This is a genomic window from Natronoflexus pectinivorans, assembly GCF_004345615.1.
Classification (GTDB): Bacteria; Bacteroidota; Bacteroidia; order Bacteroidales; family Marinilabiliaceae; genus Natronoflexus; species Natronoflexus pectinivorans.
Map to the genome: position 1 here is coordinate 37,514 of NZ_SLWK01000019.1, position 15,712 is coordinate 53,225.

Annotated in this window: 13 protein-coding genes; 6 read left to right on the plus strand and 7 right to left on the minus strand. The window is 40.8% G+C overall.

The window, feature by feature from the left end; all coding sequences use genetic code 11:
* Positions 1-157 precede the first annotated feature (157 nt).
* Entirely contained in the window at positions 158-2,026 is a 1,869-nt protein-coding gene (locus EV194_RS16010) for a DUF5018 domain-containing protein (RefSeq protein WP_132435397.1), read from the plus strand.
* Between the two features lie 67 nt (positions 2,027-2,093).
* Here the strand turns inward: EV194_RS16010 and EV194_RS17175 are convergent, their stop codons facing one another.
* Complete coding sequence (locus EV194_RS17175; RefSeq protein ID WP_262708682.1) at positions 2,094-2,216, minus strand: hypothetical protein; 123 nt, start codon at positions 2,214-2,216, stop codon at positions 2,094-2,096.
* A gap of 58 nt (positions 2,217-2,274) precedes the next feature.
* Here EV194_RS17175 and ettA point away from each other — a divergent pair, with 58 nt between their 5' ends.
* A complete protein-coding gene (gene ettA, locus EV194_RS16015; protein WP_132435399.1) occupies positions 2,275-3,966 on the plus strand; it encodes an energy-dependent translational throttle protein EttA in 1,692 nt (563 codons plus the stop codon).
* On the opposite strand, the gene EV194_RS16020 is transcribed toward ettA, so the two are convergent.
* Both EV194_RS16020 and EV194_RS16025 read right to left on the minus strand, forming a co-directional pair.
* On the minus strand, positions 3,963-6,356 hold the full coding sequence (locus EV194_RS16020; RefSeq protein WP_132435402.1) for a TonB-dependent receptor: 2,394 nt from the start codon (positions 6,354-6,356) through the stop codon (positions 3,963-3,965). The two genes, ettA and EV194_RS16020, sit on opposite strands and share 4 nt — an antisense overlap.
* A 51-nt stretch (positions 6,357-6,407) precedes the next feature.
* On the minus strand, positions 6,408-7,517 hold the full coding sequence (locus tag EV194_RS16025; RefSeq protein ID WP_132435404.1) for an adenylate/guanylate cyclase domain-containing protein: 1,110 nt from the start codon (positions 7,515-7,517) through the stop codon (positions 6,408-6,410).
* A 165-nt stretch (positions 7,518-7,682) separates the two neighbouring features.
* Between EV194_RS16025 and EV194_RS16030 the strand changes: the two genes are divergently transcribed.
* Entirely contained in the window at positions 7,683-8,015 is a 333-nt protein-coding gene (locus EV194_RS16030; RefSeq protein ID WP_132435406.1) for a DUF4870 domain-containing protein, read from the plus strand.
* A complete protein-coding gene (locus tag EV194_RS16035; RefSeq protein ID WP_132435408.1) occupies positions 8,012-8,482 on the plus strand; it encodes a WbuC family cupin fold metalloprotein in 471 nt (156 codons plus the stop codon). Before EV194_RS16030 ends, EV194_RS16035 begins: the two co-directional genes overlap by 4 nt.
* A 10-nt stretch (positions 8,483-8,492) precedes the next feature.
* Here EV194_RS16035 and EV194_RS16040 read toward each other — a convergent pair whose 3' ends face one another.
* The 4 genes from EV194_RS16040 to EV194_RS16055 form a co-directional block, all read right to left on the minus strand.
* Complete coding sequence (locus EV194_RS16040; protein ID WP_132435410.1) at positions 8,493-8,669, minus strand: helix-turn-helix domain-containing protein; 177 nt, start codon at positions 8,667-8,669, stop codon at positions 8,493-8,495.
* 88 nt (positions 8,670-8,757) lie between these two features.
* Positions 8,758-9,822 (minus strand): ABC transporter ATP-binding protein, encoded by a 1,065-nt coding sequence (locus EV194_RS16045; protein WP_132435412.1) that lies wholly within the window; start codon positions 9,820-9,822, stop codon positions 8,758-8,760.
* The gene (locus EV194_RS16050; RefSeq protein ID WP_132435414.1) at positions 9,806-11,473 is read right to left on the minus strand and encodes an ABC transporter permease; all 1,668 of its coding nucleotides are present in this window, start codon (positions 11,471-11,473) and stop codon (positions 9,806-9,808) included. The genes EV194_RS16045 and EV194_RS16050 overlap by 17 nt, the downstream gene beginning before the upstream one ends.
* Positions 11,474-11,482: 9 nt before the next feature.
* Positions 11,483-12,502, minus strand: a complete 1,020-nt coding sequence (locus EV194_RS16055; protein ID WP_132435416.1) for a Fe(3+) ABC transporter substrate-binding protein — start codon at positions 12,500-12,502, stop codon at positions 11,483-11,485.
* Positions 12,503-13,248: 746 nt separating this feature from the next.
* On the opposite strand from EV194_RS16055, the gene EV194_RS16060 reads away from it, so the two are divergent.
* Positions 13,249-14,388 (plus strand): acyloxyacyl hydrolase, encoded by a 1,140-nt coding sequence (locus tag EV194_RS16060; protein ID WP_132435418.1) that lies wholly within the window; start codon positions 13,249-13,251, stop codon positions 14,386-14,388.
* 90 nt (positions 14,389-14,478) lie between these two features.
* Positions 14,479-15,712: histidine--tRNA ligase (gene hisS / locus EV194_RS16065; RefSeq protein WP_132435420.1), on the plus strand; the 1,234-nt coding region annotated here is incomplete at its 3' end.

Consider the following 15,712-nt stretch of genomic DNA (forward strand, 5'->3'; position numbering starts at 1 on the left):
AGTTATGGCGATTGTTTTTTGTCGTTGTCTCAAATATCTAATTTTAAGACAATTTATCAAACACTTTCAACCAGTTTGTCTATTACATGTTCGTTAATATCTGTATAATATTGTATTATAAAATCAGTCCAATATTCACTTTTCTAAATTTTATAATATGAAAAAATTTACATCTTACATTTTTTTAATGTTGGTTCTATCGTATACTTCATTTGCACAAAATGGAGCCAATGAACCTGAACCATTTTACATTAACTTCAATTCAAATCCTGCTGAGTTTCCCTTTGACTTTACAGAGGGTAATGTAACCGTTACAGTAAATGGAGTAAGGAGTTCCTCTACAAGTGATCCAATATGCGGATTTGATGAAAGCAACACTGTAATTACTCGAAGAAATCAAACAAACTTTTTGGAATTGGAACTAAATGGAATCTCTATGGCAGAATTCCATGTTTCAGGAGCATCAAGTGGAACCGCTCCCCGAACTATTCATACTGTGTATTTATGGAATGAAGCGACATCTGATTGGGATGATATTTCCGGCGACAAAAGTGGCATTTACTCCACATTTACTGATCCTACAACCAGTACCACTTGTCACACTACCGGGATAACTGGACTCGCATTGCCAGATGGATCCAAAATTCGTGTAGAGTTTAATTCTTCAATTGAAAGTGAAGGTTCAATCCAAAATGTTAGAGTTAGTGAGTTGAAAATTATCCCGATGGAAGGTGATCCGGGAAATGGCAATGGTGGTGATGATGTTGAACCTTTCTATATGAACTGGAACTCAAACCCAAGTGCTTTTCCATATGACTACACAGTTGGAGATATTACAGTGAGCATCGACCCTGTTTCAGGTTCAACCAGCACGTCTGCTCCATTATGTGGATTCGATGAAAGCGATGTAGTTATAGAAAGAAGACTCCAAACCAACACATTAATTCTCGAATTAAATGGAATCTCAATGGCTGAATTCCATGTGGCAGGAGGTTCGAGTGGCGCGACATCTACCCGAACAATTCACAGCGTCTTCTTGCTGGATGATCAGGATAATGAAACACTAATCAGCAATCCAGACAATATATATTCGACCATTGATGGTGGTGATTGCGGTTTAACTGGTGTTACCGGGCTATCTGTCGCAGATGGTTCTCGAGTAAAAATTCTGTTCAACACAACCATCAGCAGTAACGTGGATAACCCACAGAATGTTCGTGTTGGTGAGATGAAGATTATACCTATGGCAGATGATGCTCCACCTGTCTTAAGCGATGCTAAAGAGATTCTATCAGCATCGGTAGCCGACATGCTATCAAGTGTTGTTGAAAGCACAACCAAAGAAGTAAACATTGTTCTGCCTCAGGGAGCAGATCTTTCATCAATTGCCCCAGAGTTTACACTTTCTGAAGGCGCATCAATCTCACCGGATGATGCACAAGACTTTTCTCAAGGTCCTGTTGTATATACTGTAACTGCTGAAGATGGATCAACAGCTGAATGGACTGTTTCAATAACCATTGTTGTTTTAAGCGATGCTAAAGAGATTCTGACTGCATCGGTAACCGACATGGTATCCAGCGTTGTGGAAACCTCAACCAACGAAGTAACCATTGTTTTGCCTCAGGGAGCAGATCTTTCATCAATTGCACCAGGGTTTACGCTTTCTGAGGGCGCATCAATCTCGCCGGAAGACGCACAGGATTTTTCTGGAGGATCAGTTGTTTACACTGTCACTGCTGAAGATGGATCAACAGCTGAATGGACTGTCTCAATAACTCTTGAAGATGGTTCTTCAATTCCTGTACACAAAAATGCTGCCGTATGGTATGTTTCCAACAACTCACTTCATCTATCAAATATTTCAGCAGGAAGCATAGTGCAGCAGATTGCATTATCCGGATCTGTTGTAAGTGAAGGTGTTGCTCATGGAAATAGTTATGTGTCGCCTTTGGTTAGCGGAGTTCAGATTATTCGTATCATTTCAAATAATTATGTGGAAGTGATTAAAGTAACAGGCAAATAGTTCTCATAGATAATGATTGAAAAGGGAGGAATTGAAAAGTTCCTCCCTTTTTTTATGGCTATTTTTTTTAAAAAGTAACCACAACTTGTCCCGATTTATCGGGATGGAACTCGCCAATCCAGTCATTCTTACTTCGACTGGGCTCAGTACTTTGCCTGTGTGAGAAAAACTTTCTCATGGCTCGTTTCATTTCGTCGTTTTTGATACATTTGCATTTTGAAACTTGCCAAGAATTTAAAAACAATAATATGTCAGACGATAAGAAGATTATTTTCAGCATGGTGGGTGTAAGCAAGGTGTACCCTCCTCAAAAAAAAGTTTTAAGCAACATCTACCTTTCATTTTTTTATGGTGCTAAAATCGGTGTTATTGGTCTGAATGGCTCCGGGAAATCTACCCTTTTGAAGATCATTGCCGGTTTGGAAAAAAACTACCAGGGAGAAGTGGCATTTTCTCCGGGATATTCAGTTGGATATTTGGCTCAGGAACCAGAACTGGATAACAGCAAAACTGTAAAACAGATTGTTGAAGAGGGAGTACAGGAAATTGTAGACGTATTAAAGGCTTACGAGGCCGTTAACGAACGATTTGGAGATCCTGAAGTGCTGGAAAATCCTGATAAAATGGAAGCCTTAATGGATGAACAGGCAAAACTTCAGGAGAAAATTGATCAGTTTGACGCATGGAATCTGGACAGCCGTCTGGAGCGAGCAATGGATGCCTTGCGCTGCCCGCCTGAAGATCAACTGGTAAGCGAACTGTCTGGAGGAGAGCGTCGTCGTGTGGCATTGTGCCGATTATTACTTCAGGAACCTGATATTTTACTGCTTGATGAGCCAACCAACCATTTGGATGCTGAATCTGTACAGTGGCTTGAAATGCACCTTCAGCAGTATAAAGGAACAGTCATTGCAATCACTCACGACCGTTACTTCCTCGACAATGTGGCGGGATGGATTCTTGAACTGGACAGAGGTGAAGGCATCCCTTGGAAAGGAAATTATTCATCGTGGCTCGACCAGAAATCTAAACGTCTGGAGCAGGAGGAGAAACAGGCATCAAAACGCAGGTTAACTCTGGAGCGTGAGCTCGAATGGGTGCGTATGGCGCCAAAAGCGCGTCAGGCAAAATCCAAAGCGCGTTTAGCAGCCTACGAAAATTTGCTTAAAGAAGATGTAAAACAGAAGGAAGAGAAACTTGAAATCTTCATTCCTAATGGCCCCCGATTGGGAGAGAAGGTTATTGAGGCTCATGGTGTGGCCAAGGCTTTTGGTGAACGTTTATTGTTTGAAGATCTGGAATTCTCTTTGCCGCGCAACGGAATTGTAGGTGTAATCGGCCCCAATGGAGCGGGTAAAACCACCCTGTTCAGGATGATTATGGGACAGCAAGCGGTAGATAAGGGAACATTTGAGGTAGGAGAGACTGTTAAAGTTGGATACGTAGATCAATCCCATACCGATATTGATCCCGAAAAAACAGTTTATCAGGTTGTTTCAGGAGGACAGGAAACCATAAGAATGGGAGGCAGGGAGATTAATGCACGAGCATTTTTGTCGAGGTTTAATTTTGCCGGTGCCGATCAGGAAAAGAAATGCGGAGTTCTTTCAGGGGGAGAGCGAAACAGGCTACATTTGGCCATGACACTGAAAGAAGAGGCCAACGTTTTGCTTCTCGATGAGCCAACCAACGACATTGATGTAAATACTCTGCGAGCTCTGGAGGAAGGCTTGGAAGATTTTGCCGGTTGTGCCGTCATCATCTCTCACGACCGCTGGTTTCTTGACAGGGTAGCCACTCACATCATTGCATTTGAGGGCAACTCAACTGTATATTCTTTTGAAGGTGGATATTCCGATTACGAAGAGAACCGTAAAAAACGTCTGGGAAATGAAGGCCCCAAACGAATCAGATACAGAAAACTGGTTAAAGACAGTTAAAACAAGATTCTATATTGAGGAATAATTAAACGGGCAGGCTGGTAAACCAACTCGGTTTCCCCTGTCTGTTTATTAAAACTTTCGCTGAAAATATTCTTTCTGTTGAATAAATTGGTTATTTCCAAACCCCATTGTTGTGTAATTCTACCTCTGTTTGTTTTTAGGGTAATTGAAAAATCAGTACGTGCATAGTTATTTAGCTTTCTGGAAAAAGCCCTGGTATAATCGAACTCTCTTTCATATTCATTTAGTTCATTATTAAATGAAGCAGTCCACGGAGTAGCACGCATACCCCCGGCATGCGTGGTCTTAAAATCAAAAGCCAGCATTTGCCGTGAATTTGGATTGCTTTTTCTTATTTCAAACTCTTTGCCCACAAGCGCATTTACCACATGATTATTGTTGAAAGCGGTGCTGCTTGAAATTTCATTACTTCCCTTATATGCTGATTCAAACAGCGATGCTGTTATCAGGTAGTAAAAGCCTCTATTGAGAAACCTTTCCAGTGTAAGTTCTACACCGTGGTTCCTGCCCGTTCCTTTACTTTCCATATATTCAGCCAATTTGAACTGAAAAGAAGCACCCTGGTTCAGCACCGACCAGGCATTGCGCTCAGCAGCATCAATTGCGGCACGGGATATATCCTGTCGGTAAATCTCCGTTTTAATGCGTGTAAATGCGTTGATACGAAAATCATATCCTAAAACCAGGTGTCTGCTTCTGATGAAATCCAGATTCCTGTTTGGCATTACAAAATCTCCATTATTATTCACTTGCAGAAAATAGAGAATTGGTGATGGGGTTTGATGATGCATTCCATAACCAAAACTGAATATGTGTCGAGGTAAAGGTTGCCACTTTATTCCCAAACGCGGGTCAAATACATTCTTCCCGTTCAGTGTATTATGCTGATGGTTAATCCCTGTGTTTAAAGTAATTTCATCAATGGGAATGAACTGCCATTGTATATAAGATTGCAATAACGTGAAGTTTCCTTTATGGTTGAACTGTTGTTCCCAGCGTTGTTCATACTTTCGGTGAATGCTGTCCTGAAGGCTGGGAAAAACTATGGTTGATGAAAAGCCGGCTCGCAACAGATGTCGGAAAGAGAAACTTCTATTGAGCATTACCGAAGCAAAAAGTCTGTTGTCAGTCATGTTATCCCGGTAAAATGGTTCAATTGAGTATGTCTCCGGGGTGATTGTGTCGACTTTATTAGTGGCAGATTGCGACATTGCCGCCAGAGTAACTCGCGTATATGTATTTGAGTTGATATGATAAAGTTGATTTAATCCAACAACACCAGTTCGTGCCGAACTGGTTATATCAAACCCATCAATACCATACAAATCGAGCCTCTCATTGATTGTATCCTTACGGCTGTCCCAAATTTCAATAAAACTCTTTCCTCCCAACGCAAATAAAGAAATTCCCCCCAGCCTCGTATTTGGGAAATTGACTTTAAAAGAAATATCCTGATAGTATGGCACCCCAACGGTGCCAAAATCCATCCCAAACCTCTCGAATAAAGCAAGTGTTGAGTAGCGATAATTGATGAGAAATGATGATCCGTTTTCCTCGCTTATAGGACCTTCAGCACCCAATTCAAACCCATTAAAACCTATCTGTCCGAGAAATTCGTTTTGTTCATTATTTCCATTGCGCATTCGCAGATCGAACACCCCTGAAATGGCATTGCCATATTCAGCCGGGAAAGCACCGGTAAAAAAATCAGAATTGCTTAACAATGTGTTGTTGAGCATAGAAACAGGCCCACCTGTGCTTCCCATCATTCCCCAATGATTGGGATTCGGAACATCCACGCCTTCAAGTTTCCAGAGAAGTCCGACTGGAGAATTCCCCCTGATGATGATGTCATTCCGTGAGTCGTCATTCCCCATTACTCCGGCAAAGTTGGCAGCCATTCTTGCCACATCGTTAAACGATCCGGCGTAGCGTTCTGTCTCTTCCACTGTAAAGCTCCTTGCACTTACCGTTGCCAATCTGTTAATTGGTGCTGCCTTATCTACATCAGCAGTAATGGTAACTTCCTCCCCCAATATACCGGATTGATCCAATTCAATATTCAGAACAAGTTCCCTGCCCGATTGTAACTCTAAATTATTGAGAGCAACATTTCGATAACCAATGAAAGATACAGTAATACTGATTCTGCCAACAGGTACATTCTCAAAACGGAAATAACCGTTTTGATTCGTAACGGCTCCCCGTTGAGTATCCAGGCTTGTGATCACAATATTGGCTCCCGGAAGTGTAGTCTGGGTCTGTCGGTCAATCACTGTTCCTCTTAAGGTTTGAGTTAAAGATATTGAATAAAGAGAAAAGTGAAAAACCATCATCAGACAAAGCAGTATAAAGGCTTTTATCATGAATGAGATTAGATTTTAAAAAGTTGTTAATTTGCGTATAAGCAAATTAAACTAAAAAAAGGTATTTTGATAGGGGTGAAATTCGTTAGTTCTGGAAATTTTTGAAACAATCGGCCTGTGCAGATAATACATATTGAGTGAACCTTTCCCTTTAACCTTTCGGGAAATGCGTTTAATCAGTGTATAATAATCCTTAATCAGGTCATAGGTTGATTGTGAGACATTGATTTGCATGGGATTTGAGTATCCCTGCATTCGTGCAGCAGTATTTACAGTGTCTCCAAAAATGTCGTATGACAGGTTGTCTTCGCTGATGATTCCGGCAACAATGTCACCGGAATTCAATCCAATACGAATTTCCCAATCTATTTTGTACTTCTGATTGTGTTCAATAATATACTGCCGCATTCGTTCAGCCATTTTGGCAGCCACAAGTGCGTGGTTCCTATCATTGTTCCACATTCCGCTTACAGCCAGGTAGGCGTCTCCAATTGTTTTAATTCGCGTACAATTAAATTTGCTGGAGATTTTATCAAAGGCAGTAAAGATGGTTTTTAGTTCATCCAACAACCGCTTTGGCGACATCTTTTGTGACTTTGGCGTGAAGTCAACCAAATCGGCCATAATAACTGTAACATTCCTGAATCGTTTAGGAGCAATGACATCCGACGTCTTAAGAGATTCAAGTATCTGTGCAGGAAGTAATCCCTTGAGAATATTGTCCGTTTTCACTTTCTCTGATTCGAGTTCACTCTTCTGCAAACGGAGCTCCTTCATCGTTTTTGCCAGAGTGGCTGCAGTTCGCACCCGTGCCAGCAATTCGTCAGGCTCAATTGGTTTTCGAAGATAATCAATGGCTCCGGCCTCCAAGGCCATTCTTACATGATCCGACTTGGTGAAGCCACTAACCATAATAACCGGAATATCTTTGGTCTCTTCATGCTTATTAAGTGTTTGAAGAGCATCCATCCCTGAAAATTCAGGCATTTCCCAGTCCAATAATATTAAATCCGGTTTTTTCCTCATAGCAATAGTAAACACCTCATAACCATTGCGTGCTCTGTAATAGGTAGCATTGTTGCACATGGTATCCAAGTGGCTTTTTATAAACTCCACCAGGTAATCTACATCATCAGCTATAAGAATTTTAGGACTCTCCATTTAGTTGATTAATAAGCTAGCCGTGTCAAAATTAATATTTTTTAGCAGTTTAATACTGTTGTTTAGTAATATTTATTTCGGATGAAATAGTGTAAAATATAAATTGTAAATTGCATTCAAACATCATTTATCTTAACTTGCATTCTTTTATAAAACACCGAAGTTATGACAGAAAAAAATTGGCAATTGTTATGCCATTTATCGGCATTAGCCATGTTCATTATCCCGTTTGGGAATATTATTGGACCATTGATAATATGGCTATTAAAAAAGGATGAATTTCCAATTGTAGATCAAGAAGGAAAAGAATCTTTAAACTTTCAGATCACTGTAAGTATAGCTGCATTTGTGGCAGCGATTCTGACATTTGTTTTGATCGGTATTCCCCTGTTAATTTTGATTGCATTAGCGAATGTCGTACTGGTCGTCATGGCTTCGGTAGAAGCTAATAATGGTCGTCCATACAAATATCCGTTTAATTTAAGGTTAATTAAATGATTCTGATTAACAGGAACCTTTTAGATGAAGTCTCAAGCCAGGCAAAAAGTTCATCCCGTTTAAGAAAGAATTATAATTTTCATACGGTACTTAAAGACCCTATCAACAGAATGCTCAATGCATTTGAGCCTGACACTTACGTCAGGCCTCACATGCATAAAAATCCCGACAAAAGGGAAGTATTCATAGTACTGAGAGGCAAATTGGCCATGTATTTCTTTGGCGAGGATGGGATTGTTGAAAATTATATAACTCTTGATGCTTTGAAAGGAAATTACGGGGTTGAAATTCCCCCCGGAGTTTGGCATACTGTTCTTTGTTTGGAAACAGGAACAGTTGTTTATGAAGTAAAGGATGGCCCTTATAACGTAACCGACGACAAGCATTTTGCTCCGTGGGCTCCCGAAGAAGGGAGCCCGGAAGCATCCAATTATCTTAATGAACTAAAGAAACACCTGCCCAAATAGATTCCTGTTTTTATTTGGGCTCCCAAAAGCATCTCTTAGGGGATACTATTTTTTCTTCTTTCTTAAGTTCTTTCATTGCAGCATCCACGCTGCCTTTGTCCAAACCAGCCAACTCAGCTATTTCCCCTGCTTTAAGAGGTTTAGCCGCTTTCTTCATAGCGTCTAATACTTTTGCAACATTATCCATAACATTCAGTTTTTAGTAGTTAATCTATTCAATTTCGTTTTAAAACATTTCATTGATTTTTCTACAACCTGATCCACCATCACGAACCTCAATGAAGATCCATCAACCATGCATTTTTCTCTTCTACTTCAAGCCATAAATGATCATTTGTTGCCTGAAAATCAGATGAGACATGCACAAAAAGATCCATCCCTGCTTCTGAGCCGGATTGAATACTGCATATAAGCTCAGTGTACTCGCCCATAAAAATACGCTTTTTTACTAAAACCTGGACTGTTCCGCGGCGTTCAGTGGTGTGGACCAAGAACGAATTAGGACGAACCGATATGGAAACGTTCTCTCCAAAATCTTTTCCTTCAGGCAAATTGAACACTCCAATTTCTGATGCAACCTTTCCATTTTCATCGGCATTGCCCTGAAATACATTTGTTTTTCCAAAAAAATGAGCAATGTATTCGTTAGCCGGATGGTTAAATATTTCTTTTGGTGTTCCTTCCTGCATTAACACGCCCTCTTTCATAACTGCTACCCGATCTGCAATTGCAAGAACATCTTTGGTGTCATGAGTTACAAAAACAACTGTTGTTCCGGCCGCCTTTAATATCTCTCTGATCTCCTCTCTGATTTGATTTTTCTTCATAGAGTCGATGTTAGAGAATGGTTCATCCATGAGTAACACTCCGGGATTTGGAGCCAATGCGCGTGCCAATGCGACTCTTTGTCTCTGGCCTCCCGATAATTGATGGGGATACCTCTGTTCGTAACCCTTTAATCCCGTTAAAGAAAGAACTTTCTCAGCAACAGATTGCTGTTCACTTTTTGAAAGTTTATTGAGACCGAAAACGATGTTCTTCCATACTGTTTTATGAGGAAACAGTGCATAATCCTGAAATACAATACCAACACCCCGATCGTTCGGCTCTGTAAAAAGCCGGTCGTTTGCCATTACACGGTTATTAATAATAACCTCCCCCTTTTCAGCGCTTTCGAAGCCTGCTATAATTCTCAAAGCTGTTGTTTTCCCGCAGCCGCTTTCGCCCAATAGAGCTGTTATCTGACCTTTCTCTACGTTCAGATTAAAATTTATCAATGACCGGTATTTGTTTCCCGGATATGTTTTTGTGAGATTTTTTGCGCTAAGGATGATGGACATAACCTTGCTTTTTAAGTGTTTTTCTTAATAAAAGGACGGCCATTAGGCCAACAAAAATAATCACCAATGAAGCAGGAGCAGCTTCAGGTACTCGCTCGTCGGAGGCAAATTCAAATGCACGAATGGCCAGTGTGTCAAAGTTAAATGGACGCAGAATCAGGGTAAGAGGCAATTCCTTTAAAACATCAATAAAAACCAGTAGTGCACCGGCCAGAATTCCGGGATGAATGATTGGAATTAATACCTTAAAGAGAGTGTTTCTGTTTGACATACCAAGAGATCTCGATGCTTCATCCAAGGAGACAGATGTCTTTGTCATAACACTTTCTATGCTGTTATAACCAACAGCCATAAACCTGACTGTATAAGCAAAAACAAGTGTGAACCATGTTCCGGTAATGATGATACCACCGGCACTCCCTGTAATGCGAGCCAGTTGATTGTCAATCCAGATAAAAGGAACCAGCAACCCGACTGCTATAATTGCACCCGGTATGGCATAACCAATAGTAGCAAAACGGGTCATAAAGCGAGCCATTCTTGATGGAAATGTCCTGACTGTAAACCCGATTAAAACGGAAATAGAAATAACCGCCAAAGCAGCCAATGAAGCTAACAGGAAGCTGTTTTTAAGAAGACTTAAAAACCGGTGATCAAAGGCCAGATGGCTTGTTTGAATGCTCCAGTAAATCAGCATCGAAACTGGCAAAACAAACCCCAGTAAAATAGGAAGCATTACTGTAATCATGGCTAGAAAACCATTCAAACGGTTTAATTCTTTTTGTCGCAACGGACGAAACTGACTCCCCACGGAATCATACCGCCTGTTCCCCCTGTCCATGCGTTCAGCCATTAATAGTATCAACACAAATATCATCAGGTATCCACTGAGTTTAATGGCGGAAACGGGACTCCCAAAAGCAAACCAGGCAGAAAAAATGCCAGTGGTGAACGTGTCAACACCAAAATAGTTCACAAGTCCGTAATCGTTTAATACTTCCATTAAAGCCAAAGAAACACCTGCAACCAAAGCTGGGCGCGACAATGGAAGCGCTATTCTAAAGAAAACGGATAACGGCTTGTGTCCCAGTGAGTATCCGGCTTCTAAAATCGAAGCAGATTGCTGCATAAACCAGGTGCGCGCCAGTAAATATACATATGGGTAAAAAGAGAGAGACAAAATGATGATGGCGCCAGGCATCGATAAAATATTAAAAAACAGAAACTGTCCGGTTTCTACCCCAAAATTATTTCTTAAGAAAACATAGGCCGGAGAGGTATAATCCAACATACCAACCCATGTAAAACCTAGAATATATGCAGGAATTGCAATGGGCAGAACCAGTAACCATTGAAATACACGTCTGCCCGGAAATTTGTACATGCTCACCAACCAGGCGGTTGAAACACCAATAAGGGTAACCAATAAAGCGACTCCTCCCATCAAAATCAGTGTGTTGATGGTGTAGGCAGGCAGCAGATTTGTAGTAATATGTTGCCAGGATGAATCTCCTGTTTTAAAAAGATGCCCGAAAATAACCATCAAAGGGAAAGCCACGGCCAGACAAACCAATAACGAGATGCCCATCCAACCGTTAAAATAGTTTCTAATACGAATTGGTGTTGAAAACCCTTTTAGTTTCTTAATCATATATCTGTTTTATTCCCAGCCGGCATTATTGAAAGTAATCATAGCCTGGTGAATAAATTCGCCCAAATTGTGTAATGGTAATGTGTCTGATTTAAACTCTCCCCAACTTTTTAATAGTTCCGGCCATTCAACATTGGGGTTTACCGGGTATTCATAATTCTCGGAAGCAAACACATTCTGTGCCTGGTCGGCCAAAAGGAACTCGGTAAGCAATACAGCATTTTTGTAGTTTGGAGAATTTGCTGTAATTCCAATCCCGCTAATATTGACATGCGTACCCCTGTCATTCTGGTTTGGGAAAAACACCCCCATTTGTGAAGCCACTTCTCGCTCTTCACGATTCACCGAGTTTAACATAAGCCCGATATAATATGTGTTAGTAATGGCAACATCTCCTTCTCCGGCAGCAATCCCCTTAATCTGATCCCTGTCGTTGCCAATGGGATTTCGCGCCATGTTATTTACAATTCCGCGTGCCCAGTTCTCTGCACCTTTCTCTCCATGAGCAGCCAAAACTGAGGCCATCAAAGTTTGGTTATAATGATTCTGAGAAGATCTGACAAGAACTCGGCCGTTCCATTGATCACCAGTAAGGGACTCGTAACTGTCAAGTTCAGAAGGGTTAATTCTCCCTTTGGGATAAATTATTACGCGTGCGCGCTTGGTGAATCCCAGCCAGAAATTTTCGCTATCTCGAAAATGTGAAGGCACCAGCTGTGTTGCCTTTTCTGAATCAATTGACTGCAGTAAACCTTTCTCTTTGGCAATGATTAGTCGCCCGGCATCTGCCGTGATGATGATATCAGCAGGTGACCTTTCACCTTCCATCTCCAACCTGTTAAGCAATTGATCTGAATTGGCTTTTACAAGATTTACCCGGATCCCTGTCTGTTCAGTGAATTCTCTGAACAACCGCTCATCGGCCTGGTAATGCCGACCGGAATAAACATTTACCACCTCGGCGTGACGAGCGCACCCAACCATCAGAACAGCTGCAACAGATACTGCCAGTATACGTTTTAATAACATAGATATCTTTTTTAGTTATTTCTTTTTCCGGATTCTTCAAATCCGAAAACACTCTTTATCCATCCTTCAATCTGCAAATTTAATTAGAATCATTCTAAACAAAAAGACTTAATCGTTTTTTTGAAATCTTTAAACCATTAATGTCCGGTAAATTTTTAGACAAGATGCTATAATGCCTGCTAATTGTTGTGTCCCTAAGGGACACATGGAATTGGGGTTAAATTTTCTCTACCGATATTCATGTGTCTATAATTTGTTATCAGTTGCCACATGGAACTCGCCATTTAGTCATACTTACTTCGACCGGGCTCAGTACATCGCCTGTGTGTCGAAATTATTCTACATGGCTCGTTTCTGTACCTACGGCACAGTCCCGTTAGGGACTAAAGATCGGTAAAACAATTAGTTGAAAAAGAACTATTGCCCCGTTAGGGGCAAAACAACTTTTTACCGGACACTAATGTCTTTAAACAAACACATCATCTCTTTTCTTTGTAGACTGGCTTCAATCCCTGTTTATTCAATTTCAAAATTGAATAAAGATTATTCAACAATTTATTAGAATAAATCATCTCGATTTAAAGATATATTTGCTATCCATTTTTTTACAAAAATGCATCTCATATTTGAACAGTTTGATAATTATTGCAATAAAACCTATAAGGTGGTTTTCGAAATCTCGAATTTCGAAAAGATTATGCGTATCTTTCGGAGCTAATTATGGCTCTGACTCAAATATGTAAATCATGTTATTAAAACTACATATTACACTCATTTTTACACTTTTGGCATGTGCCATAAAGGCGCAGCACATGCCATCACACCGTGATTTTCGTTTTCTTGAGATACGCGGGCATTCCGGAAATCACTTATATACAGGAGAATCACTTTCTGAAGCCCTATCAAACGGATACGGAGCCTTACAGGTACGATATGGCTGGCAAAGCAGCAACCCTGAAGGTTGGCAAAACATGTATCTCTACCCGGCATATGGTTTTGGCTGGTACAGCGGTTTTATTGGCAATCCCGATTTGTTAGGTACTCCAAGTGCAGTATATGGATTTATTTCTTTCCCGCTGTTTCATCATCACCGACATCAAATGGTAATTGATCCTGCTCTTGGTTTGAGTTATGATCTCAAACCATTCGACGAAGAGAAGAATGAGTTGAACGATGCCATTGGCTCCCGATTTAATGTGTATTTCAATCTAAACATTGGAGCCAGGTATCGACTTAACCGGGAATTGGATTTCCTTTATGGGCTGGATATTACCCACTTCAGCAATGGACGGACTTTTCGTCCAAATGCCGGGTTAAACATGTGGGGGTTTAATATGGGGTTAAGGTATCACTTTAATACACAACAAAACAGAATTGACAACTCATCTCATCCAACTACAATACTGGATGTACGACCAGTACTTGAGGTGTTTAAATCTCCCGAGAAAATTCGTCAGGGATCTGTTTGGATTTATGGTGCCGGCGGCTTGGTTCAGAACGATGAAGACAAAGGAACCGGGAAACAATATGGAACCATTACCGCCACCGCAGAGTATCAGTATAAACTGAACAGTAAAAACGGACTTACCGGCGGTCTAAACTTTTTCTATGACAATAGCCTGAAGTCCAGGTATCCGGATAAACGACATGACTTCTATGGAGCCCATGCAGGTTATGATTTCATGTTTTGGCAATTAACCCTAAGAATGCAAGTGGGATCCTATCTACATGCAAGAGGACACGATCTAAAAGGGAACTTCTTTTTCAGACCCGCCATAAAAATAGATGCCGGAGAGCGTTTCTATTTTCAACTGGGATTAAAAACCCAGGCCGGCTTCAAAGCCGACTGGGTAGAATATGGCGTAGGTGTGCGATTATGGCAATGATATTTTGCGATTCTTTTTTAACTTTGCACCCCTAAATTCGCTATCCCATTTAAAAGCTAAGAAAATTTATAAGTCGTAAAAGAGTACATCATGGCACAGAAACCATCCATTCCAAAAGGCACCAGAGATTTTTCACCGTTAGAAATGGTGAGACGCAACTACATTTTTGACACAATAAAGAGTGTTTTCAAGATGTATGGTTATATGCCCATTGAAACTCCTGCCATGGAAAATCTGGATACTCTGCTGGGAAAATATGGAGAGGAAGGCGATAAATTGCTTTTTAAAATTCTGAATTCGGGAGATTTCTTATCGAAAGCAGACAAGACTCTTCTTGAAACAGGAGATTCCGGCCGGGTTACCGGCCAAATCAGCGAGAAGGGTTTGCGTTATGATTTAACCGTACCATTTGCCAGATTTGTTGTACAACATCAGAACGAACTCACTTTCCCTTTCAAAAGATACCAAATACAACCGGTTTGGCGTGCCGACAGGCCTCAAAAGGGAAGATACCGGGAGTTTTTCCAGTGTGATGTAGATGTTATTGGCAGCAATGGCTTGCTGAATGAAGTCGAATTGATTCAAATTGTGGATGAGGTTTACCGACAACTTAACATTAGGGTGGTTGTAAAGCTGAACAATCGTAAGGTTTTGGCTGGCATCGCCGAAATTATTGGGGAACCCGAACGGATGATAGACATCACTGTAGCCATTGATAAACTTGAGAAAATTGGATTGGAGAAAGTTAATCAGGAACTTCTCGAAAAAGGCCTGAGCAACGAGGCCGTATCAAAACTTCAACCAATACTTGCACTTTCAGGTGATAACGAATCAAAGCTTGATGCTTTATCAAATGTGCTTGCAAGTTCAGAAGCAGGATTAAAAGGTGTTGAGGAACTGAAAACAGTTCTCGGGTATATCAACCAACTTGAAATAAGCACTCCTGTTGAAATAGACCTGACCTTGGCTCGCGGGTTAAACTACTATACCGGTGCCATCTTTGAAGTTAAGGCATTGGATGTGGAAATTGGAAGTATAACCGGTGGGGGTAGGTACGATGATCTTACCGGAATATTTGGACTCAAGAATGTTTCGGGAGTAGGTATTTCCTTTGGTGCAGACCGTATTTTTGATGTCATGAATCAGCTGGATATGTACCCAAAAGATGTGACCGCTTCAACACAGCTGCTTTTCGTAAATTTCGGAGAGAAAGAGGCTGCTTGTGCTTTAAAAATTGCCAGCATCATGCGAAAGAATGGTATTCGCACAGAAATATATCCAGATGGTGCCAAAATGAAAAAGCAGATGAATTACGCCGATAAAA